We start from the raw sequence: 22,174 nt of genomic DNA, 5'->3' as shown, positions 1-22,174 counted from the left end.
TCGCTGCCGGGGCCGCCACCACCGCCGCCCCTCGGAGCCCACCGGCTCCCCACGACGATTCCTGAAGCAGCGAGACGATGACCTCCTCCACCTTCACCACCGCATTCCCGTTCCCGACCGCTCTCGCAGCGGATCTCCTGCCCTGCCATGAGCCGGAGGCGGCCGACCTCTTCTTCTCGGAGCGGCCCGCCGATCTCGAGCAGGCGAAGGTCCTGTGCACCGGCTGCCCGCTCCTCGAGGAGTGCCGTCGCGGCGCTCTCGAGCGCTCCGAGCCCTGGGGCGTCTGGGGCGGGGCCATCTTCGACGCGGGCCGCATCATCGCCGTCAAGCGCGGCCGTGGGCGTCCCCGCAAGAACGCCGCCTGAGCCGATGCGCGCGACGCACCGACCGGGCGCGCGCACCGACCCCCGACGCCTCCGACGTCGCGGATGTCGTGGCACACCGCCCGAGAGCACCGACGGGGCGGGACACCAGCTGGTGTCCCGCCCCGTCCGGCGTCGTGGTCGCGATCAGGCCTTGCCGAGGATCCGGTTCAGCTTGGTGCCGCACACGGGGCACACGGCCTTCGCCATGCGCCGACCGTTGGAGACGACGACGTTGCCCTCGGCCTCTCGCTTCTCCCGGCACTTGACGCAGTAGAACTCTCCGGCGTAGGTCTCGTCGGCCATACCCGCTCCTTGAAATCGGTGATTCGGTGGAGGCGATCCGCTCAAGGGGACCGCCGGCCGTTCACTGTAACGCTCCGTGGGGCGGCCCGTCGCACGCTTCGGGTTCAAGGGGCTCCCGGAGGAGCGGAGGAAGTGCGTGCGACGGGCCCGCGTCGGGTCCGAAGGAGGCCGACATCGGCCCTTCGAGCCGTGGGGCCCCGGGGGCGCTCAGCACCACGCGCACCTTCCCCGTGTGCGTCCTGCTAGTTATCCCGGGGCCCCACGTCCTGCTGAACGTATCCCCACCGGGCGCCGTCGGTCAAAGCTGCGTCGGGGATGGATTGTGGACAAGTGCCCACGGGCTGTGGACGACACGTGGGCGGTGGTGCGCCTGCTGTGGAGGAGAGGCGGGATATCCCCTGGAAAGGCCTGTGACCTGCAGATCTCGAGCGCACAGCTGTGGACGGAGAAAAGATCCCACACTCACGTGACAGGCTGTGCGCCATGCCCCGTCGCGCCTCCGCCGTCCCTGCCCCGTACCGCGTCGACGCCCGCGGACCGCGCGGGGAGGAGGTCTGGGTGCGCCGCTCGGCGCAGCGCCGGCGCAGCGTCGAGATCCGCCTGCGCGAGGGTCGCCTCGTCGTCGCGATCCCGTCCACCTACAGCGCGGCCCAGGAGCGGGAGGCGGTCGAGGGGCTGCTGGTGCGGTACGGGGCGAAGATGGAGGCCCATGCCCCCAGAGCCCGCAGTGACGAGGACCTCGTCGCGCTCGCGCGGGAGCTCTCGGCCGACCACCTGGAAGGGCGCGCCCGTCCGCGCTCGATCACGTGGACCTCGCGGCAGAACCAGCGCTGGGGATCCTGCACCCCCTCAACGGGGACGATCCGTCTCTCCGACCGTCTCCAGGGCATGCCGGACTGGGTGGTGCGGGCCGTGGTCATGCACGAGCTCGTGCATCTCCTGGAGCCGGGGCACGGCCCCGCCTTCCAGGCGCTCCTGCACCGCTACCCGCTCGCCGAGCGGGCGGACGGCTTCCTGCGCGGCTACGCCTGGGCGCTCGACGAGGCCGGCGGGGAGCAGGGTCTCGGGGACCCCGATCAGGACGACGTCGAGAGGTAGCGCGCGATCGCCGCGAGCTTCTCCGGCATGTCCTCGACGGTCCCCTCGGGGAGCTCCGCCACTGAGCGCTCGGGGCCGGTGCTGAGCAGCGGCCAGGGCACCCAGCGCACCTCCGGCGACTCGTCGCTCGGACGCAGGGTCAGCTCCGCCGCGGGCGCTGCGGCGCGGAAGAGGTGCTGCACGTCCCAGTGCTCCCGGCAGCTCCCGAAGGCGGCCGAGAGCGCATGGCGGTGCAGCACCGCGGGCCCGGGGCCCACGCGCTCCAGATCGTCCAGGCCGATCTCCTCGGCGACCTCGCGCCGCGCGGCGGCCTCGAGGGAGGGGTCGCCCGCCTCGAGGTGACCGCCGGGCTGCACCCAGAAGCGGCCCTTGCGATGCCAGACGAGCGCCACGTGCTCCGCCGGCGCGTCGATCACCACGGCGCTCGCGGTCAGGTGCCGCGGGCCGCCGTCGCGCCACAGGGCATCGGGCTCGGCGCGGAGCACCGAGAGGTAGTCGGCCGCGCCGTCGATGCCCGCGTCACGGGCCGCCGCGAGCTCGAGGAGCGCCCGGTCCCGCAGGCCGTCGACGCTGCTCGGGCCGGCGGGCGCCGGCTCAGCGCCCATCGCCGGAGGCGTCGGTGCCGCCCTCCTCCTCGCGCAGCAGCTTCTCGAGCTCCGCGTCGAAGTCCGCGGGCAGCTCCACGGCCTCCGCGCCGTCGCCGGCGCCCTCGGGGGCCGGCCGCGGCGCCTGCGGCGTCCCGGAGAGCACCTCGGAGCCCGGCAGCAGGTCCGGGTGCGCCCACTTCGCCTCACGGCCCTCGATGCCCTCCGTCGCGAGGACGCTCTCCCACCAGCTGAGCGCCTCGCGCACGCGGCGGGGACGCAGCTCGATGCCGACGGTGCTCGCGAGCATCTGCTCGGCCGGGGAGCCGGAGGCACGGCGGCGCCGCAGGACCTCGCGCAGCGCGTCCAGCTGGGGCAGCTTGCCCTCGAGCGCGCGGGAGGTCACGTGGTCGACCCACGCCTCGATGAGCGCGAGGGTCGTCGCGAGCTCCTCGAGCGCTCGCTCCTGGGCGGCCCGGCGGGTGAAGACGAAGAGGTCCTCGGGGCGCCGGGACTGCAGCGACTCGGGGTCGGAGAGGTCGAGCTCCCGCACCGCCTCGTCGAGCGCGTCGAGGTCCAGGGTGATCCCGCGGGCGTAGTCGTCGATCGCGGAGAACAGCGCCTTCCCGAGCCAGGGGGCGGCCGCGAACAGGGCCGTGTGCGCGATCTCCCGGGCGGCGAGGAAGATCCGTGCCGCGGGCGCGTCCAGCGAGTTCTCGTCCACGAGATCGGCGACGTTCGCGGCCACGAGGGCCGGCTCGCCGTCGCGGCCCAGCGGCAGCGAGAGATCGGTGGTGCCCATCGCCTCACGGGCGAGGGTGCCGATCGCCTGGCCGTACTGGACGGCGAAGAGCGTTCCGCCGATCCGCTCCATCATCCCGGCCGGATCCGCGCCGCCCGGCAGCGCCGCCTCGCCCATCTGGGCGGTCTGCGCGGCGATCGCCTCGCCGATCGCCCCGGCCATGTACGCCGCGACGGGCTCCACGAGGGAGCGCCAGCGGGGGAGCGTGCGATGCAGCCAGGTGCCGCGGCTGAACACGGCGAGCTCCGCTGCGGGCACGTCGATCGCGAGCACGGGGTCCAGCCACAGCCGTGCCACCTGCGCGGCCTCCCGCAGCTCCTGCACCTGGGCGGGGGTGGGATCGGGATCCCCCGGCGAGCCCGTGGGCGCGGGAGCCCCGGGCGCTCCGGGGATCTGGAGAGAGCCCACCGCGGCGCGCCGCGCGAGGTCCTCCGCCATCGTCCAGTTCACGGGGCCCTCCCCGGAGCCCATGAACATCTGCTGCATCTGCGCCGCGGCGGCGCGCAGCTGCGCCGGGTCCTGCGGCAGGTTCGCCTGCGCCGCGATCGCGCCGAGGTCGAGGCCGTCCAGCGCGCCCTCCGGCAGCGCGTCGCCGAAGGTCTCCTTCAGCAGGCGCTTCAGGGCTTCCTCGTCCATGTCGCCGGACCCTCCCGGCATCGGGTTCTGGCTCATCGCCACCTCCAGAGGTTCGTCGCCGCCCAGCGTACCGAGCACAGCCTGGGGGTGGTGTGCGCGCGGTGCGGCACAATGTCCCGGTGAGCTCTCCCGCCCCCTCCACCCTGCACCGCCCGGTCCTGGCAGGGGTGAGCCTCGCCTCCCTGTGCGTCATGATCCTGGGGGCCTCGCTGCTGCCGGTCCCGTACGTCATCGAGAGCCCGGGCCCGGCGATCGACGTCCTCGGCGACTACGAGGACGAGAAGATCCTCACGATCGACGGCGGCGACGAGCACCCCACCTATCCCACCGACGGCGAGCTCATGATGACCACGGTCTCCGTCGACGGCGGCCCCGGCTACCGGGTCACCGCCGCGGAGGTCCTCGTCGCCTGGTTCGACGGCACCCGCTCGGTGCTGCCGCGCGAGCTGCTCTACCCCGAGGACCAGAGCGCCGAGGAGAGCAGCCTCGAGACCTCCGTGCAGATGAGCACCTCCCAGCAGGACGCCGTCGCCGTGGCCCTCGACGAGCTCGACATCCCCTACGAGGACACGGTCATCGTCGCCGGCGTCGAGACGGGCGCCCCCGCGGACGGCGTCCTCGAGCCCGGCGACCGCGTGCTCCGCATCAACGGGGAGTCCGCCTCGGACACCGCGGGCTTCCAGGCGCTCGCCGCCGCGACGCCCGCCGGCCAGGACGTCGAGATGACCGTCGAGCGCGAGGGGGAGGAGCAGACGCTCCAGGTGCCCACCGAGCAGGCCGACGGGAAGCCCCGCATGGGCATCGTCCTCGGCGCCGGCCACGACTTCCCGATCGACGTCGGCATCTCCGTCGGCGACGTCGGCGGTCCCAGCGCCGGCACCATGTTCGCGCTCTCGGTGTACGACGAGCTCACCCCCGGCGCGCTCACCGGCGGCAAGGACATCGCGGGCACCGGCACGATCGACGCGGAGGGCGCCGTCGGCGCGATCGGCGGGATCCGCCAGAAGATGGTCGGCGCCCGGGACGCCGGCGCCGACTACTTCCTCGCCCCGGCGGAGAACTGCGACGAGGTCACGGGACACGTCCCCGACGGCCTCGCCGTCGTCAAGGTCTCCACCTTCGAGGAGGCCCGACACGCGGTCGAGACGATCGGCTCCACCGGCAGCACCGACGACCTGCCCACCTGCAGCTCCTGAGGAGGACACCCATGGCCCGCAAGCGCCGCACCCCCGCCCGCCCCACCGTCGTGCTCGACTTCGGCGGTGTGCTGAGCGCGGGGCACGACCCCGTGCCGGACCTGCACGAGCTGCTCGGCGGCGACGCCGCGACCCTCGGCGAGTCCCTCTGGTCCCACCGCCCCGACTACGACCGCGGCACCGTCGACGCCGCGACCTACTGGGGGAGCGTGGCCGCCGCGAGCGGGATCGAGACCCTGAGCGCCGAGGAGGTCGCCGAGCTGCAGGCGGCCGACGACCGCTACTTCCTGCGCCTGGACCCCGAGTCCCGCGCGCTCCTGCACGACCTCGCCCGCAACGAGGTGCGCCTCGTGCTGCTCTCCAACGCCTCGGTGGGCTTCGGCGAGGCCGTGCGCCGCACCGACTGGTTCGAGGCCTTCTCCTTCGCCGTGATCTCGGGGGAGGAGAAGGTCGTCAAGCCCGAGCGCGAGATCTACGAGATCCTGCTCGAGGTGCTCGCGCACGAGAACGGCGGGGTGGCGCGGCCCGGGGACGTCGTGTTCTTCGACGACCGCGAGGACAACGTCGAGGCGGCCCGCGCCCTCGGCATCGACGCGCACCTGTGGCCGCGCAACGGCGACCCCCGCCCCGAGGGCGTCGAGCATGGCGCGGTCCAGGCGCGGCGCGTGCTCGCCGAGCGCGGCATCCCGCTGGACTGACACGACCCTCCCCGCTGCTGCGGGCGGTCTGGGTGAGCCGGGGACGGGCTCCGGGTAGAGTCGGGGATCGCCCGTCCCGTGCGGCGCCCCGCTGTGGCGCGCCGGTGCGGACCCCCGACCCCTCTTCGAGAAGGAACCTCAGGTGGCAGAGTTCATCTACACGATGTACAAGGCCCGGAAGGCCGTGGGAGACAAGGTCATCCTCGATGACGTCACCATGAGCTTCTACCCCGGCGCCAAGATCGGCATGGTGGGCCCCAACGGCGCCGGCAAGTCGACGATCCTCAAGATCATGGCCGGTCTCGACCAGCCCTCCAACGGCGAGGCCCGCCTCAGCCCCGGCTACAGCGTCGGCATCCTGCTCCAGGAGCCGCCGCTGGACGAGACCAAGACCGTCCTGGAGAACGTCCAGGAGGGCATGGGCGACCTCTACCGCAAGGTGCAGCGCTTCAACGCCATCGGCGAGGAGATGGCCCTGCCGGACGCGGACTTCGACGCGCTCATGGAGGAGATGGGGAAGCTCCAGACCGAGATCGACGCGGCGAACGGCTGGGACCTCGACTCCCAGCTCGAGCAGGCGATGGACGCCCTGCGCTGCCCGCCCGGCGACGAGCAGGTCACCCATCTCTCCGGCGGTGAGCGCCGCCGCGTGGCGCTGTGCAAGCTCCTCCTGGAGAAGCCGGATCTGCTCCTCCTCGACGAGCCCACCAACCACCTCGACGCGGAGAGCGTGCTCTGGCTCGAGCAGCACCTCCAGCAGTACGAGGGCGCCGTCATCGCCGTGACCCACGACCGGTACTTCCTGGACCACGTGGCCCAGTGGATCGCCGAGGTCGACCGCGGCCACCTCTACCCCTACGAGGGCAACTACTCCACCTACCTGGAGAAGAAGGAGGAGCGCCTCGCCGTCCAGGGCAAGAAGGACGCGAAGCTCGCCAAGCGCCTCAAGGAGGAGCTCGAGTGGGTGCGCTCCTCGGCCAAGGGTCGCCAGGCGAAGTCCAAGGCGCGACTGGCCCGCTACGAGGAGATGGCCGCGGAGGCCGAGCGCACCCGCAAGCTCGACTTCGAGGAGATCACCATCCCGCCGGGCCCGCGGCTCGGCAACCAGGTCATCGACGGCAAGGACCTCAAGAAGGGCTTCGGGGAGCGCGTGCTCATCGACGGCCTCTCGTTCTCCCTGCCGCCCAACGGCATCGTCGGCGTCATCGGCCCGAACGGCGTCGGCAAGACGACGCTGTTCAAGACGATCGTGGGGCTCGAGGAGCTCGACGGCGGCGAGCTGAAGGTGGGCCAGAGCGTCCAGATCAGCTACGTCGACCAGAACCGCGAGAACATCGATCCGGAGAAGAACCTCTGGGAGGTCGTCTCCGACGGGCTCGACTTCATCCAGGTCGGCAAGGTCGAGATCCCCTCGCGCGCCTACGTCAGCCAGTTCGGCTTCAAGGGCCCGGACCAGCAGAAGAAGGCCGGCGTGCTCTCCGGCGGCGAGCGGAACCGCCTGAACCTCGCGCTCACCCTCAAGCAGGGCGGCAACGTCCTCCTGCTCGACGAGCCGACGAACGACCTCGACGTGCAGACCCTCGGCTCGCTCGAGAACGCGCTGCTCGAGTTCCCCGGCTGCGCCGTCGTCGTCTCCCACGACCGCTGGTTCCTGGACCGGGTCGCGACGCACATCCTGGCCTACGAGGGCACCGAGGAGAACCCGTCGAACTGGTACTGGTACGAGGGCAACTTCGAGGCGTACGAGAAGAACAAGGTCGAGCGCCTGGGCGAGGACGCGGCGCGTCCCCACCGCGTGACGCACCGTCGCCTCACCCGCGACTGAGCGGGTGCCGGGGCATGACCGCCCCGGCGACCCTCCCGACCTGACGCGGCCCCGTCGCGACCGGCTCCGGCCGGCCGCGGCGGGGCCGTCGCCGTCGACCGTGCCCGCAGGCTGAAAGAACTTGCAGAAACCGGGGGGAACCTCCGAGCTTCGGGGTGAAGTGCCAGGTCAGGGGCTTGCGGCAGAGACGCAAGAATCGGCGTCCCCTCGGGTATCGTGGTGCCATGAAGCCGATCTCGACGATCACGGTGTCCTCGGACCTGCCCGCCGCCCTCTCGCCGCTGCGGGAGCTCGCCATGAACCTCCGCTGGACCTGGCGCCGCCAGACCGCGGACCTCTTCCGCACGCTCGACCCGGCGGCCTTCGCCGCGAGCGACGGCAACCCGATCGCCATGCTCCCCACCGTCCCCGCCTCGCGCCTCGCCGAGGCCGCCCGGGACGAGTCCTTCCTCTCCCGCATGCGCGGAGAGATCGGCGACCTGCGCACCTACCTCGACTCGGGCCGCTGGTTCCAGCGCACCGCGGGCAGCACGGGCGGCGGCGCCGGCGCGCCGACCTCCGTCGCCTACTTCTCCATGGAGTTCGGCATCACCCCGACCCTGCCGATCTACTCCGGCGGTCTCGGCATCCTCGCCGGTGACCACCTGAAGTCCGCCTCGGACCTCGGCGTGCCGCTCACCGCGATCGGCCTGCTCTACCAGTGGGGCTACTTCTCGCAGTCACTGGACCGCGAGGGCTGGCAGCAGGAGGAGTACAAGCTCAACGACCCCGCCTCCCTGCCCGTGCAGGAGGTGCGCGGCGAGGACGGTGAGCAGCTCACCGTCTCCGTGACCCTCCCCGGCGGCCGCGAGGTCGCCATCGCCGTGTGGGTGGCGCAGGTGGGTCGGGTGCCGCTGCTGCTCCTGGACACGAACGTCGCGTCGAACGACGAGGACCTGCGGGCCATCACCGACCGCCTCTACGGCGGCGACCACGAGCACCGGATCGTGCAGGAGATCGTGCTCGGGATCGGCGGCGTGCGCGCCGTCGAGGCCTACTCGCGCCTCACCGGCGCCCCTGCGCCCACCGTCTTCCATCTCAACGAGGGCCATGCCGGCTTCTCCGGCCTCGAGCGCGTGGGCACGCTCATGCAGGGCGGCGCCTCCTTCGCCGAGGCCCACGCCGAGGTGCGCGCCGGCACGGTCTTCACCACCCACACCCCGGTGCCCGCGGGCATCGACCGCTTCGACACGGATGAGCTGCGCCGCTACCTCGACGCCGACGAGTCCGGTCTCTCCCGGCTGATTCCCGCGCTGCCCGTCGAGGCCGCGCTCGCGCTCGGCACCGAGGAGGGCGGCGAGGTGTTCAACATGGCGCACCTCGGCTTCCGCATCGCGCAGCGCGCGAACGGCGTCGCGAAGCTCCACGGCGCCGTCTCCCGGGCGATGTTCCAGGAGCTCTACCCCGGCTTCGACGTCCCCGAGGTGCCGATCACCTCGGTCACCAACGGCGTGCACCGCCGCACCTGGACCTCCCCGGTGATGGACGACCTCTACAAGAAGGCCCTCGGCGACGTGGACGTCTCCGCGCTCTCCGACTGGAGCGCGCTCGCCGCCCTCACCGACCACGAGCTCACCGGCGCCCGGGACCGCCTCCGCAGCGACCTCGTGGACATGGCCCGCAAGCACGTGAAGCGGGCCTGGCTGCGCCGCGGCGCAGACGAGGCGGAGCTCGGCTGGACCGAGCACATCCTCGACCCGCAGGCGCTCACCATCGGCTTCGCCCGCCGGGTGTCCACCTACAAGCGCCTGACGCTCATGCTCTCGGACCCCGAGCGCCTGCGCCGCATCCTGCTGGACCCCGAGCGGCCCGTGCAGTTCGTCATCGCCGGGAAGTCCCACCCGGCGGACCGCCCCGGCAAGGAGTTCCTCCAGCAGCTCGTGCGCTTCGCCGACGAGGCCGGCGTGCGCCACCGGATCGTGTTCCTGCCGGATTACGACATCCGCATGGCCTCCGTGCTCATCGCGGGCGCCGACGTCTGGCTGAACAACCCGATCCGCCCCGAGGAGGCCTCCGGCACCTCCGGTATGAAGGCCGTCCTCAACGGCGGGCTCACCTTCTCCGTCTCCGACGGCTGGTGGGACGAGATGAAGGACGACGAGGCCGGCTGGACCATCCCCACCGCCCAGGTCGCCGACCAGCACGAGCGCGACCGCCTCGAGGCGAACGCGCTCTACGAGATCCTCGAGAACCGGATCGTCCCGCTGTTCCACGAGCGGGACGAGCGCGGACTCCAGCACGGCTGGATGGAGACGGTGCGCACCTCGCTCGTGCGGATCGCGCCGCAGATCACCGCGGCGCGCATGGTGCGCGACTACGTGACCGATCTCTACACGCCGGCGGCCCGGGCCGCCGCGCGCTTCGCGCAGGACCCCTCGACCGCCTCCTCCTTCACCGCCTGGAAGGAGCGCGTGGGCGCCGCGTGGTCGCAGGTCGCGGTGCAGGACGTGCGGCTTGAGGGCGTCGAGGGCGGCCGGGTCGCGACCGGCGGCGAGGTGAGGCTCTCCGCGGAGGTGCAGCGCGGCGGGCTCGAGGAGCAGGACCTGCTCGTCGAGGCCGTGCTGGGCCCGGTGGACGAGAAGGGTGAGATCATCGGCGGACAGCTCATCCCGCTGCGGCGTGGGGAGGACGGCCGCTGGGCCGCCCGCTTCGCGCTCACGGTCCCCGGTGAGATCGGATGCACCGTGCGCGCCACGCCGCAGCATCCGGTGCTCGCCTCCCGGGCCGAGCTCGGGCTGGTCGCCACCGCCTGAGCCGCCGCAGCACCCCGACGGAAGGACCCCGCCCCGTGCTCACCCGCCGCCAGCTCCTGCACACCGCCGCCGCTGCGACAGGGGTGGCCGGGGCGGGCGTCCTCTCCGCCTGCTCGAAGCCCGAGGAGTCCGCGGAGCTCGCCGACGGCGACGCCCTGCGCATGCGGGTCTGGGACGACGCCGCCGCCTCCGCCTATCGCACGGCGCTCGCCGCCTTCACGGAGGACACGGGCCTCGAGGTGGAGGTCGAGGTGCTCGCCTGGGACGAGTACTGGAAGCAGGTGCCGCTCGACGCCGCGGCCGGCTCCCTGCCGGACGTGCTGTGGATGAACACCGCGAACCTCGCCCAGCTCGTCGACGCCGAGTCGCTCGTGGACGTCGGCGCGGTCGTCGGCAAGGACGTCTCCTCCTGGGAGACCGCCGCGACGGACCAGTACCGCCGGGCGGACACGCTCTGGGGCGTCCCGCAGCTCTACGACCGCAGCGTCCTGATCGCCAACCGCGATCTCCTGGACCCGACGGGCGCGGACCCGGCCGAGCTCGAGGCGGATCCCGGGGCGAAGAGCGACTCGCTGCGCGACGCCGCCCGGGCCGTCGCCGGGGGCGGGGCGAGCGACGACGGCGGCGGCTCCGGTCGGATCGGCTTCAGCGCCCAGCCGGACCGCAGCGGCGTGCTCGGACCGTTCCTCGCGGGTGCCGGCGGCACCTGGCAGGACGAGGACGAGGCCTTCGACTTCGCCTCCGACGAGGGCGTCGCCGTCGTGCAGTACCTCGCCGACATGGCTGCGGACGGTCTCGCCCCCGCGGGCGCGGAGACGACGACGGACACCGCCTTCTGCCGCGACCTCTTCACCCAGGGCCGCCTGGCCCTGCTGCAGACCGGCACCTACGATCTCGCGGCCGTGAGCGACGGCGTCCAGGGCACCTTCGGGTGGACGGTGCACGAGGTCGTCGCCGGCACCGACGGCGCCCGGCCGCTCGTGCACACGGTCGCGGCGGTCGGCGCGGTCACGAAGGATGACGACCGCACCGCGGCGATCGCGAAGCTGCTGCGGTTCCTCGGGGGCGCGGACGCCCAGCGGCCCCTCGTCGAGGCGCGCCTCGGGGTGCCTGCGCACCGCGACCTGCGCTCGGCCTGGTCCGACGCTTGGGCGGAGCTGAAGGTCGACGTCTCCGAGATCGCGGAGCTCCCCGATGCGATCGCGACACCGGAGGTCGGCGTGCGCTCGGCGGACGGCACCGGCGCCGCGCTCGAGATAATCGCGACGATCTTCACCGGCGAGGCGACCGCCGCGGAGGCGCTCCCGAAGGCGCAGAAGGCCGCGACGGAGGCCGTCGGCCAGGGCTGAGCCGGCATCCCCCGGGAGCCGGCCGGGACGGCGGTCGGATCCGGTCAGACCAGATCAGATCAGGTCGGGTCGGGTCATGTCAGGGCCGCTGCTTGACCCGGATCATGCCCTCCTGGGTCACGGTCGCCACGAGATCGCCCTCGCGGTCGAACACCTGCCCGTGGGTGAGCCCGCGGCCGCCCGAGGCGCTCGGGGAGCGCTGCACGTACAGCAGCCACTCGTCGGCCCGCACGTGGCGGTGCCACCAGATGGCGTGGTTGATCGTCGCCATCCGCAGGCCCGGCGTCACCCAGCTCAGGCCCTGCCGGCGCAGGATCGGCTCGAAGGGCGTGTAGTCGCTCGCGAAGGCGAGGATCGCGTCGTGCAGCAGCGGGGTCGCCGGCACCGGGGCGAGGGTGCGCATCCACACCATCTGCGTGTCCGTCGTGTGCGGGTCGCCCGCGCCGCGCGGGTCCGGGCCCAGGTAGATCGGGTCCGTGACGTGGCGGATGTCGATGGGGCGCTGGGTCGCCCAGTAGCGGGCGACGGGGTGGTCGATGCCCGCGAGCACCTCGGCCGTGGTGGGCAGGCCGTCGGGGGAGGGGGCCTCGGGGGCGCGCTCGGAGTGCTCGAGACCGTCCTGGTCCTCCTGGAAGGAAGCGGTCATCGCGAGGATCGTCCGCTCCTCCTCGCCGTCCTGCCGGCCGGGCTGGGTGGCGAGCACGCGCCGCACGGAGAAGGAGCCGCCGTCGCGGAGGTTCTCGACCTGGAAGCGGATCGGATGCTCGGGGTCGCCGGGGGCGAGGAAGTAGGAGTACATCGAGTGGATGCGGCGTCCCTCGGGGACCGTGCGGCCCACCGCCGTGACCGCCTGCCCCATGACCTGGCCGCCGAACACGTGACCGCCCGGCTGCGGGTTCGAGCCGCCCTCGAAGGCGGCGACGGTCGACGGGGTCGCGTTGCGCTCGTCGAGCTCCGCGGGGCGCAGGTCCAGGAGGTCCAGGAGTCCCTGGGCGATCGTGGCGGGGGACGGGTCCGGGGTGCTCATGCGGGGAATCGTACTGGTCGCAGCCGCCTACGATGGCTCCCATGCATCTCGACCTCACCATCCCCGTTCGCTGGACCGACCTCGACGCCTACGGGCATGTGAACAACGCCGCGATGCTGCGGCTGCTCGAGGAGGCCCGCATCGCGGCGTTCTGGCAGGTGCCGGAGGACCAGATCGCCCTCGGCGCCGAGGCGCCCCCGGCCGCGCTGCCCGTCTCGGGCGCCGGCGCACCGGTGAGCACGGTCATCGCCTCCCAGCGGGTGGAGTACGCCCGCCAGCTCGGCCACCGCCGCGACGGCGCCGTGGTGCGGCTGTGGATCTCGCGGATCGGCGGGGCGAGCCTCACGGTGGACTACCTCGTGCTCACCGCCGACGACCCCGACGGCGCCGCGCCGTACGCGCGGGCGCGCACCGTGGTCGTCATGGTGGACGCCGTGAGCGGGCGCCCGGTGCGGCTCGACGCCGCGGCCCGTGAGGCGCTCGCGCCGTTCGCGGGCGAGGGGCTCGTCTTCCGCGACTGACGCTGCGCGCGGGGCGGGTCGCCGCCGGCGCTCAGGAGAGGCGGTCGGGGATCTGCTGGCCGGCCATCGGCGCGGCGCCGCCGTCGACCGTGTTGACCATCGAGTGAGCGGCGCGCTCGAGGTAGTCCCACAGGGTCGCCTCGTGCAGCGGCGAGAGCTCGAGCGAGTCCACGGCCGCGCGCATGTGCGCGAGCCACGCGTCCCGGGCGGCGGGGGAGACGGGGAAGGGTGCGTGGCGCATGCGCAGCCGCGGGTGGCCGCGCTGCTCGCCATAGGTCTTGGGGCCGCCCCAGTACTGCTCGAGGAAGGTCTGCAGGCGCACCTTCGCGGGCCCCAGGTCCTCCTCGGGGTACATGGGACGCAGCAGCTCGTCCTCCGCGACGCCCGCGTAGAAGCGGTCCACGAGCGCGGTGAAGGTCGCATGCCCGCCCACCGCCTCGAAGAAGCTCGGGGAGGGTCCGGAAGGCTCGGCGGGTCCGGCGGGTCCCGCGGGGCCGACGGGGAGGCTGGGACGGGGATCGGTCATGACCGGGATGCTCTCACTTCGGGAGGGTGTCGGAGAAGCGGGGCTGCGCGAAGGCGACCCCCGCCTCGTGGAAGGCGGCGCGCACGCGCCGGCGCAGCTCCTGCTCGGCGTCCCACTGGGCACCGGCCTCGACGGGCACGACGATCCGGCGCTGCACGCGCGAGCCGTCCACGCCGAGGATGCCGCTCACTGCGGGGTCGCCGGTGACGCGGTCCGACCAGGCCGGATCCGCGACGAACTCGTCGGTCACGCCCTGCAGCAGATCGGTCACGGTGGCGTGTTCCGCCTCGGTGTCGATGTCGAACAGGGCGACGGCGTTGGAGTAGCCCTGGGTGAAGTTGCCGATCCGGATGATCTCGCCGTTGCGCACGGTCCACAGGGTGCCGTCGAGGGAGCGCACCTGGGTGACCCGGAGGTTGATGCCCTCGACGGTGCCGGTCGCGTACTCGAGGTCCACGGTGTCGCCCACGGCGACGAGGTCCTCGAAGAGCATGACGATGCCGGCGACGACGTCCTTGATGAGGGTCTGCGCGCCGATGCCGGCGGCGAGGCCCACGACGCCGAGGGAGGCGATGACGGGCGCGACGTTCACGCCGATCTCGCTGAGGATCATCACCGAGGCGATCGCCCAGATGACGAGTCGTGAGACGTTCCGGGCGACGCTCGAGAGCGTCTCCGTGCGCTGCTCCCGCCGGGAGCGGGCGGCCTTCGCCTGCCGGGAGTCCCGCTTCGTCATCGAGCCCGCGACGGTGGACAGCCGTGCGGAGGACTGGCTCATCGTGCGGAAGAAGCGCCGGATGAGCCAGCCCGTGACGGCGCTGATCACCGTCGCCGCCACGAGGATGACGACGATAGTCAGGCCTGAGCTCAGGAGCCAGCCCCAGGCGGAGTCCAGAAGGGTCAGCGCGGCGTCCGGGGAGGCCGGCGCGGACAGGTCCGGGAGTGCGCGATCGTCCATGCCGCGACTCTATCCATGCCCACGCCGACCGTCGTCCAGGGCGTCCTCAGGCGTGATCCGCCTCGCGCACCCGCAGCTGGCGGGCCACCGTGTCCCGGCCCTCGATGATCACGCGGCGCAGCCCGAAGGGGGCGTCCTCGTGGTCCGCGAGCCAGGCGTCGGCGTCGTCGAGCACGGACTGCCCGCCGAAGGTCGAGGGGAAGTAGCCCTGGACGAGCCGGTTGGCGATCTCGCTCGACCGGTCGGCCCAGACCCCGTCGATCATCGAGAAGTACGCGCGCTCGTAGGGGGCGAGCAGGGCCGGGTCGACGACGCGGCGCAGCCCCATGACGACCGCGGTGACGGACTCGTTGGCGAGCTCGTCACGCTCGACGGTGCGCCGCCAGGCGTCGGCCTTGGCCTCGGAGGTCGGCAGTGCGGCGTGCGCCGTGAGGGCGGACTTCCGGCCGGACTGCGTGTCGTCGTCCGCGAGCACCGCGTCGATCCCGGCGGCGTCGATCCCGCCGAGCGCCGCGAGGCCGATGACGAGCTTCCAGCGCAGGTCGGTGTCGATCGTGCGGCCGGGGAGCGTGCGGGAGCCGTCGAGCAGGCCCGCGAGCACCTCGCGATGCTCCTCGGTGGAGGCGAGGCGGGCGAAGGTCTCCACGAGCTGCAGCTGGGTGTCGGAGCCGGCCTCGGCGGCCTCGGCGAGCTCCCACACGGCGCTCGCGGCGCCCGCGGAGCGGGCGGCCCGCTCGGACTCCGCGGCGAAGGGACCGGCCACGGACTCGAGCTGCTGGAGCAGGGTGCGCACCACGCTCGAGGAATCCTCCCCGGTGAGGTTCGCGAGCACGAGCTCCTGGAAGCGGCGGCTGGGCAGCTCGGCGTCGCGCACCATGTCCCACGCGGCGGACCACAGCAGCGTGCGGGCGAGGGGGTCCTCGAGGTCGCGCAGGTGCTCGGTCGCGAGGGCGAGGGAGGCGTCGTCGAGACGGATCTTCGCGTAGGCGAGGTCGTCGTCGTTGACCAACCAGAGGTCCGCGCGCCTCCCGACCAGCTGCGGCACCTCGGTGAGCGGGCCGTCCACGTCGAGCTCGACCTGCTCGGTGCGCACGAGGCGCCCGTCCTGGAGGGAGAAGCCGCCCACGCGCAGGCGGTGCGCGCGCAGCGTCGGGTGCTCCTCCGCGGCCTCCTGGGCGATCGCGAAGCGGGTCACGGCGCCCTGGGCGTCGCGCTCGACGACGGGGCGCAGCGTGTTGACCCCGGCGGTCTGCAGCCACTGCCGGGTCCAGGCGCCGAGGTCGCGGCCGCTCGTCGCCTCGAGCTCGACGAGCAGGTCCTTCAGCTCGGTGTTGCCCCAGGCGTGCTTCGCGAAGTAGGCGCGCAGACCCTCGAAGAAGGAGTCCTTGCCGACGTAGGCGACGAGCTGACGCAGCACGGAGGCGCCCTTCGCGTAGGTGATGCCGTCGAAGTTCGTCTCGACCGCCTCGAGGTCCACCATGTCCGCGACGATCGGGTGGGTCGAGGGCAGCTGGTCCTGCCGGTAGGCCCAGGCCTTCTCGGAGCTCGCGAAGGTGGTCCAGGAGTCCGTCCAGCGGGTCGCCTCGGCGCTCGCGAGGGTCGAGGCGTACTCGGCGAAGGACTCGTTCAGCCAGAGGTCGTCCCACCAGCGCATCGTCACGAGGTCGCCGAACCACATGTGGGCGAGCTCGTGGAGGATCGTGAGGTCGCGGCGCTCACGGATCGCGTCGGAGACCTCGGAGCGGAACACGTAGGACTCCACGAAGGTGACGGCGCCCGGGTTCTCCATCGCACCCATGTTGTACTCCGGGACGAAGATCTGGTCGTACTTGCGGAACGGGAAGTCCTGGTCGAAGGCGTCCTCGTAGAACTCGAGGCCGCGGCGGGTCATGTCGATGACGTACTCGGCGTCGACGTGCTCGGCGAGCGAGGCGCGGGCGTAGACGCCCATCGGGATGGTGCGGCCGTCGCGCGAGGTCACGGTGCCCTCACCGCCGCGGTAGTCCCCCGCGATGAGCGCGACGAGGTACGTGGAGATCGTCTCGGTGGGCTCGAAGGCCCAGGTCGCGACGTTCTCGCGGTGGGAGAGCGGGACCGGCTCCGGCGTGGGGGAGTTGGAGATGACGCGCCAGTGGTCCGGGGCGGTGACGGTGAGACGGAAGGCGGCCTTGAGGTCCGGCTGCTCGAAGCAGGCGAACATGCGGCGCGCGTCGGAGACCTCGAACTGCGTGTACAGGTAGACCTCGTCGTCGACCGGGTCCACGAAGCGGTGCAGGCCCTCGCCCGTGTTCATGTAGACGCCGTCGGCGAGGACCCGCACGGTGTTCTCGCCCTCGCGCACGGCGGGGAGCTTCACCCGGGCGCCGTCGAAGCGGGAGGAGGGGTCCTCGAGCAGCTCTCCGTTGAGCTCGATCTCGTGGACGGTGCGGGCGATGAGGTCGAGGAAGGTCTCCTCCGCGGCGCTCGCGGTGAAGGCGATCGTGGTCTCCGTGCGGAAGGTCTCCGGCCCGGTGGTGAGGTCCAGTCGGATGTCATAGGTCGCGGTGGAGAGGAAGGAGGCGCGGCGGCGCGCCTCCTCGCGGGTGAGGTTCTCAGAGGTCATGGGTGCCATCCTGCCACCGCTGTGTCCGGGGTCTCCCGCGCTCGCGCGGCCGAGGGCTGATGGTGGCCGATCTGTGACGTGAGGCTGTCACGTCCGCGGTGGGCGCCATCGGCCCGGCGGGGTGTCCGGAGCGGACCATCACGAGCCAGGGGCACCCTGGACCGTCGCCGACGCGCTGCTCGCCGAGGACGCGATCTGCTCCCGCGCGAACGGATCGCCGCGAGCCCCGGCCTCCCGCGCCGGGAGCGGGTGTGTTGCGCCGTCCGCCCCGTGACGGGCGGGGCCCTCCAGGAGGTCAGCGCCGCGTGAGGTCCACGTCCCAGGTGTAGTGCGCGGGAAGGCGCGGGACGGGCCAGCGCGGGTCCGGGAAGAAGTACTCGTAGCCCGCGGAGAACGGATACGCCCAGCGCTCGATGTGCTCCTCCGCCTGCCGTCCCGCCGCGCGGATCTCCTCGACCTCCTCGGGGGAGAAGTAGCCGGTGCGCTCGGCGCCCTCGAGCTCGTCCTCGTCCTTGTAGTGCCAGTCCCGGCGGGGCAGGACCACGAGGTCGAGGACGAGGTCGCGCGTGCGCACGCCCTCCTCGGTCCGCTCGTAGGGGGTCTCGAGGTTCACGTAGTAGCAGCCGAGCGAGCCGTCGTCCTTGTAGAACAGCCAGACCGAGTAGGGCGAGTCCGGCAGACCGATCATGAGGATCCCGTTGCCGGTCCACAGCTGCTTGGACTGGATCCGCGGCGCGGTGAACATGCCCTCGTCGCCGGCGCGGCGCAGGGCCGCCCCGGATTCGAGGACGGGCAGGAGCACCTCGGTGCCCGGGGCGATCCAGACGACGATGCCGCGCTCGTCGTCGAGCACGACGGTGCCCGGCCTGACGGTGCGCGTGGGGTGCTGAGGGGTGTAGTAGGTCCAGGTCACCTGGTCTCCAGGCGACCACCGTGATGTGGTGGACATGGTGGGGTTCCCGGCCGGCTCGGCCTCCACGGGCGCCCCGTTCCGTCCGGCCGCGGGGCCGGGGCTTCACTGCCCGCGAAGGGGAAGGAGTATGGGCCGACCATACCGCGACCACCCCGTTCGCGGTGCGGGCGACCCGCCGTCGATCCGCGCCGGGGTCCCGGGGGTGGGAGCGCCCCGGGACCGGAGAGCGTCGGCTCAGTCCTCGCCGCTCCAGGCGGCCCAGAGCCGGGCGTACACGCCGCCGCGGTTCACGAGCTCCCGGTGGGGGCCCTGCTCGACGACGGCGCCGTCGGCCATGACGAGGATCCGATCGGCGTGCTCCGCCTGGGAGAGGCGGTGGGCGACGATCACGGTGGTGCGGCCGCGGGCCACCTCGAGCGCGGCGCGCTCGAGAACCCGGGCGCCCGAGGAGCCCTCGTCGGCCGTGGCCTCGTCGAGGACGAGCACCGCCGGGTCCTGCAGTGCGATGCGCGCGAGCGCCAGCTGCTGGGACTGCTCCGCGGTGAGCCGCTCGCCCTTCTCGCCCACCTCGGTCTCCAGACCCTTCGGCAGCGCGAGCGCCCACGCCTCCGCATCGACGATGCGCAGCGCCTCCCGCAGCTCCTCGTCGCTCGCCTCCGGGCTTGCGAGGCGGAGGTCATCGGCGAGGGTCCCGCGGAAGACGTGCACGTCCTGGCTGACGATGCTCGCGTGGCCGCGCACCGACTCGAGGTCGGCATGGGCGAGATCCGCCCCGCCGTGGAGCACCCGGCCGTGGCGCGGCTCGAGGGTGCCCGCGATGATCGAGGCGAGCGTCGACTTGCCCGCACCGGAGGCGCCCACGAGCGCGATCGTCTCGCCCGCGGCGATGTCGAGGTCCATCTCGCGCAGCACCACGCGCTCCTCGCCCTCGGCATCGGTCCCGTAGGCGTGGGAGACGCCCTCGAGGCGGATGCCCGCCCCGGCCGGGACCTCGTCGCCGGGGGAGGAGGCGGGGTCGATCGCGTCGATGACGCCCACCATGCGGGTGAGCGAGGCGGCGGCGGACTGCACGTCGTCGAGGCTGAAGATGAGGTTCATCATCGGCCACAGCAGGCTGATGAGGTACAGCGCCGCCGCGGTCACGAGGCCCACCGGCGCACCGGAGACGTTGACCATGACGTAGCCGAGGATCAGCACGAGCGCGATCGCGATGTTCTCCGGCCACACCATGACCCTGACGAGCTTCGTCACGAGGGTCATCACGCGCATGCCGAGCACCACGGCGGTCTCGGAGAGCACCGCGACGTGGCGGGTCTCCCGCTTCTCGATGCCGTACGCGTGCACCGTGGGGATGCCGTGGATCGCGGAGAGCAGGCCCTGGGCGCGGGCGCCCATGGCGACCCGCTCCCGGCGGTAGATCGGCGCCGTGCGGCGCAGGTACCAGACCGCCGAGCCCACGTACATCGGCACGACGACCACGACGAGGATCAGCAGCCACGGCGAGAGCACGACCATGCCGACGAGGGTCACGACGACGTAGAAGCCCATCTGGATGAGGTTCGGGACGACGTTGTTCACCGCACGGGCGGTGACGTCGACGTCGTCGGCGACGCGGGAGAGCGCGTCGCCGATCCCCGTGATCTCCATGGTCTGCGCGGGCAGGTCCAGGGCGCGGTCGATGACGTCCTCGCGCATGCCGGCGAGGATCCGCTGGCCGAGCGCGCTCACGAGCGACCAGCCGAGCGCGGCGAGGACCGCCTGCAGCACGCCCGCGAGCATGATCAGGCCGCCCTGGCGCCAGAGCGCCGCGGAGCCCTCGCCGGACTGCACGACGTCCACCGCCCCGCCGATCAGGCGCGGCATCCAGGCGGCGGCGATCGCGCCCGCGGTGACCACGAGCAGCGTCGCGAGCGTCATCCAGCGGTAGCGCCAGAGGCGACCGCCCACGTGGCGCAGTGCGGTGGGGACGTCCGCGATCGGGAGGATCTGGGCGTGCTCGTCGAGCTGGCGGCGGGCGGTGGCGTCCGCCGCGAGGACGTCGTCGGTCGAGGCGTCCCAGTCCACGAGGCGGAGGTCGGCCAGGCCGGTGGGGGCCGTGGGGGCCGTGCGCTGAGCGGTCATCGCTGCACCATCTCCCGGTAGTCGTCGCGGTCCATGAGGTCCTGGTGGTCGCCGGCGGCGGTCACGCGGCCGTCGCGGAGGTAGACGACCTCGTCGGCCGCGCGCAGCAGCGCGGGCGCACGGGTCACGAGCAGGGTCGCCCGGTCCTCGAGGTGGCGGGCCGCGACGAGCGCCTCGGCGATGTGCTGCTCGGTGACCGCGTCGACCGCGGTGGTGGGGTCGTGGAGGACGAGCACGGGGGCGTCCGCCGCGACGGCGCGGGCGAGCGCGATCCGCTGGCGCTGGCCGCCGGAGAGGTTCGCGCCGCGGTCGAGGATGCGGGTGTCGTAGCCGTCGGGCAGGATCCGCAGGAGGTCGTCGGCGCCCGCCGCGTGCAGCGCACGGTCCTCCCAGCCGGGACCGGAGCCGTCCGGCACCCGGGTCGCGAGCTGCTCGCGCAGCGTGCCGTCGAAGAGGTCGACGACGTGCGGCTCCACGAGCATGTCCGCGCGGGTGGTGAAGCGCGTGGCGGCGGTGACCTCGACCTCGCCGAGGTGCACGCCCGTGTGCGCGCCGCGCCCGCTCACGGCGGCCACGACGGACTCCGCGTCACGTGCGTCGGCGCACGCGAGGGCGATCACGCGGCCGTCGGGCACGACGAGGTCCAGGCCCTGCAGGGTGCCCGTGTCCACCCCCTCCAGGCGCAGACCGCCCACGCCGGGGCGGCGCTCGCCGCGGCGCTGCTCGCCGCGGTCGTCATGGGCGTCGCGGAGCGCGGTCAGAGTGAGCTCGGGGTCGTCGATCGTGCGGCCGAGGTCCGCGAGCAGGTCGCGGACGCGCCGCCCCGAGGTGGACATCGAGGCCCACCACACGGGCAGGCCCGAGAGGCCCTGCAGCATGCCCATGTTCGAGCGGGCCACGCCCACCACGGCGATGAGCGTGCCGATGGTCATCTCGCCGGTGATCGTGCGCTGCGAGGCGATGATGACGACGGCCGCCATCATGCCGGCGGTGACGAGGGTCGTCAGGCCGCCGGCGACGCCGGAGAAGCGGGCGTTCACGAGCGCCGCGTCGAGCGCGGTGCGCGAGCGGCGGCGGTACTGGGCGCGGGCGCGGGACTGCACGCCGAGGCCCTGCAGCACGCGCAGGCCGTGCACGAGGTCCGTCGCGGTCGCGGCGGCGTCGGCCGCCTTGGACTGCTGGGCGTCGTAGCGCGCGGAGAGGATCGGGGAGATCACCCGGATCACGATGATCATCACGACGATGCCGATGAGCGTCGCAACGCCGAGCCACGGATCGAGCCAGGCGAGCCAGCCGCAGGCGACGAGCACCACGGCGGAGGCCGGGAACGCCCAGGGCAGCATGTCCATGACGTCGGAGGCCTTGTCCGCGTCGGAGGTCGCGATCGAGAGGACCTCGCCGGAGGGCCGCTGGACGGGCGTGGAGCGCGGGTCGAGCACGGCTCCGGTGACGGCGACGCGCAGCCGGTGCCGCTCGAACATGCGGGCGCGCTGCGAGGCGGCGAACATGACGGTCCACGCCCATGTGCTCACCAGGCGCATAGCGAAGATGCCGGCGGCGCCCGCGATCGTGAGGACGAGGTCGCCGCGCACGATGCCGGCGTCGATGATGAGGCCGACGAGCACGGGGACGAGCATGTCCACGCCCTCGACGACGAAGGACAGCGCCATGATCCAGGGGATCCGGCGGCGGTGGCCGCGCACGATCGACCGCATCACCGAGGGAGCGGCGGAGCGGGAGGGCGAGGGGGAACGATCACGGCGGGGCACCAGGGAATCCAACACCGGCGGACGCCCCTGCGCAACGCCTTTTGCGGGGTGACAGAATGGGGGCTCACCACCGCGAGAGAAGGAGCCCT

18 protein-coding genes are annotated in these 22,174 nt (G+C 72.9%); 8 read left to right on the top strand and 10 right to left on the bottom strand.

Annotated features, from left to right (window positions below; translation table 11 throughout):
• Positions 1 to 77: 77 nt before the first annotated feature.
• Positions 78 to 365, top strand: coding sequence for a WhiB family transcriptional regulator (locus C1N80_RS13085; RefSeq protein WP_137771172.1), 288 nt, complete (start codon positions 78 to 80; stop codon positions 363 to 365).
• Between the two features lie 144 nt (positions 366 to 509).
• Here C1N80_RS13085 and C1N80_RS13080 read toward each other — a convergent pair whose 3' ends face one another.
• Positions 510 to 668, bottom strand: a complete 159-nt coding sequence (locus tag C1N80_RS13080; protein ID WP_137771171.1) for a DUF5679 domain-containing protein — start codon at positions 666 to 668, stop codon at positions 510 to 512.
• Positions 669 to 1,151: 483 nt separating this feature from the next.
• On the opposite strand from C1N80_RS13080, the gene C1N80_RS13075 reads away from it, so the two are divergent.
• Entirely contained in the window at positions 1,152 to 1,766 is a 615-nt protein-coding gene (locus C1N80_RS13075) for a M48 family metallopeptidase (protein WP_137771170.1), read from the top strand.
• Here the strand turns inward: C1N80_RS13075 and C1N80_RS13070 are convergent.
• Together C1N80_RS13070 and C1N80_RS13065 are read right to left on the bottom strand one after the other, a co-directional pair.
• Positions 1,745 to 2,371: an NUDIX hydrolase gene (locus C1N80_RS13070; RefSeq protein WP_137771169.1), complete on the bottom strand. Its 627-nt coding sequence runs from the start codon at positions 2,369 to 2,371 to the stop codon at positions 1,745 to 1,747. The two genes, C1N80_RS13075 and C1N80_RS13070, sit on opposite strands and share 22 nt — an antisense overlap.
• The gene (locus tag C1N80_RS13065; RefSeq protein WP_137771168.1) at positions 2,361 to 3,824 is read right to left on the bottom strand and encodes a zinc-dependent metalloprotease; all 1,464 of its coding nucleotides are present in this window, start codon (positions 3,822 to 3,824) and stop codon (positions 2,361 to 2,363) included. The genes C1N80_RS13070 and C1N80_RS13065 overlap by 11 nt, the downstream gene beginning before the upstream one ends.
• A gap of 83 nt (positions 3,825 to 3,907) precedes the next feature.
• Between C1N80_RS13065 and C1N80_RS13060 the strand changes: the two genes are divergently transcribed.
• The 5 genes from C1N80_RS13060 to C1N80_RS13040 all read left to right on the top strand — a co-directional run bounded on the left by C1N80_RS13060 (position 3,908) and on the right by C1N80_RS13040 (position 11,648).
• Positions 3,908 to 4,984, top strand: a complete 1,077-nt coding sequence (locus C1N80_RS13060; protein ID WP_240811135.1) for a PDZ domain-containing protein — start codon at positions 3,908 to 3,910, stop codon at positions 4,982 to 4,984.
• Positions 4,985 to 4,995: 11 nt separating this feature from the next.
• Complete coding sequence (locus C1N80_RS13055; RefSeq protein ID WP_137771167.1) at positions 4,996 to 5,682, top strand: HAD family phosphatase; 687 nt, start codon at positions 4,996 to 4,998, stop codon at positions 5,680 to 5,682.
• Positions 5,683 to 5,824: 142 nt separating this feature from the next.
• On the top strand, positions 5,825 to 7,507 hold the full coding sequence (ettA, locus tag C1N80_RS13050; RefSeq protein WP_137771166.1) for an energy-dependent translational throttle protein EttA: 1,683 nt from the start codon (positions 5,825 to 5,827) through the stop codon (positions 7,505 to 7,507).
• 224 nt (positions 7,508 to 7,731) lie between these two features.
• Entirely contained in the window at positions 7,732 to 10,299 is a 2,568-nt protein-coding gene (gene glgP, locus C1N80_RS13045; protein ID WP_137771165.1) for an alpha-glucan family phosphorylase, read from the top strand.
• A gap of 35 nt (positions 10,300 to 10,334) precedes the next feature.
• Entirely contained in the window at positions 10,335 to 11,648 is a 1,314-nt protein-coding gene (locus C1N80_RS13040) for an extracellular solute-binding protein (RefSeq protein WP_137771164.1), read from the top strand.
• A 79-nt stretch (positions 11,649 to 11,727) separates the two neighbouring features.
• Here C1N80_RS13040 and C1N80_RS13035 read toward each other — a convergent pair whose 3' ends face one another.
• Entirely contained in the window at positions 11,728 to 12,675 is a 948-nt protein-coding gene (locus C1N80_RS13035; RefSeq protein WP_137771163.1) for an acyl-CoA thioesterase II, read from the bottom strand.
• 41 nt (positions 12,676 to 12,716) lie between these two features.
• On the opposite strand from C1N80_RS13035, the gene C1N80_RS13030 reads away from it, so the two are divergent.
• Positions 12,717 to 13,196, top strand: coding sequence for a thioesterase family protein (locus C1N80_RS13030; protein ID WP_240811134.1), 480 nt, complete (start codon positions 12,717 to 12,719; stop codon positions 13,194 to 13,196).
• Positions 13,197 to 13,227: 31 nt separating this feature from the next.
• On the opposite strand, the gene C1N80_RS13025 is transcribed toward C1N80_RS13030, so the two are convergent.
• The 6 genes from C1N80_RS13025 to C1N80_RS13000 form a co-directional block, all read right to left on the bottom strand.
• Positions 13,228 to 13,722, bottom strand: a complete 495-nt coding sequence (locus C1N80_RS13025) for a globin (protein ID WP_137771161.1) — start codon at positions 13,720 to 13,722, stop codon at positions 13,228 to 13,230.
• Positions 13,723 to 13,735: 13 nt separating this feature from the next.
• Positions 13,736 to 14,680, bottom strand: coding sequence for a mechanosensitive ion channel family protein (locus C1N80_RS13020; protein WP_137771160.1), 945 nt, complete (start codon positions 14,678 to 14,680; stop codon positions 13,736 to 13,738).
• A 46-nt stretch (positions 14,681 to 14,726) separates the two neighbouring features.
• Positions 14,727 to 17,282, bottom strand: coding sequence for an aminopeptidase N (gene pepN, locus C1N80_RS13015; RefSeq protein ID WP_137771159.1), 2,556 nt, complete (start codon positions 17,280 to 17,282; stop codon positions 14,727 to 14,729).
• 295 nt (positions 17,283 to 17,577) lie between these two features.
• Positions 17,578 to 18,195 (bottom strand): DUF402 domain-containing protein, encoded by a 618-nt coding sequence (locus C1N80_RS13010; RefSeq protein WP_240811133.1) that lies wholly within the window; start codon positions 18,193 to 18,195, stop codon positions 17,578 to 17,580.
• A gap of 234 nt (positions 18,196 to 18,429) precedes the next feature.
• Positions 18,430 to 20,316 carry an ABC transporter ATP-binding protein gene (locus C1N80_RS13005; protein ID WP_137771157.1) on the bottom strand — a complete coding sequence of 629 codons (1,887 nt, stop codon included), beginning with the start codon at positions 20,314 to 20,316 and terminating at the stop codon, positions 18,430 to 18,432.
• Complete coding sequence (locus tag C1N80_RS13000; protein WP_240811132.1) at positions 20,313 to 22,085, bottom strand: ABC transporter ATP-binding protein; 1,773 nt, start codon at positions 22,083 to 22,085, stop codon at positions 20,313 to 20,315. The genes C1N80_RS13005 and C1N80_RS13000 overlap by 4 nt, the downstream gene beginning before the upstream one ends.
• Positions 22,086 to 22,174: the final 89 nt, after the last annotated feature.

The sequence above is a fragment of the Brachybacterium sp. SGAir0954 genome, from assembly GCF_005490785.1.
GTDB lineage: Bacteria > Actinomycetota > Actinomycetes > Actinomycetales > Dermabacteraceae > Brachybacterium > Brachybacterium rhamnosum.
This window is presented reverse-complemented; position numbering and strand designations above follow the sequence as displayed.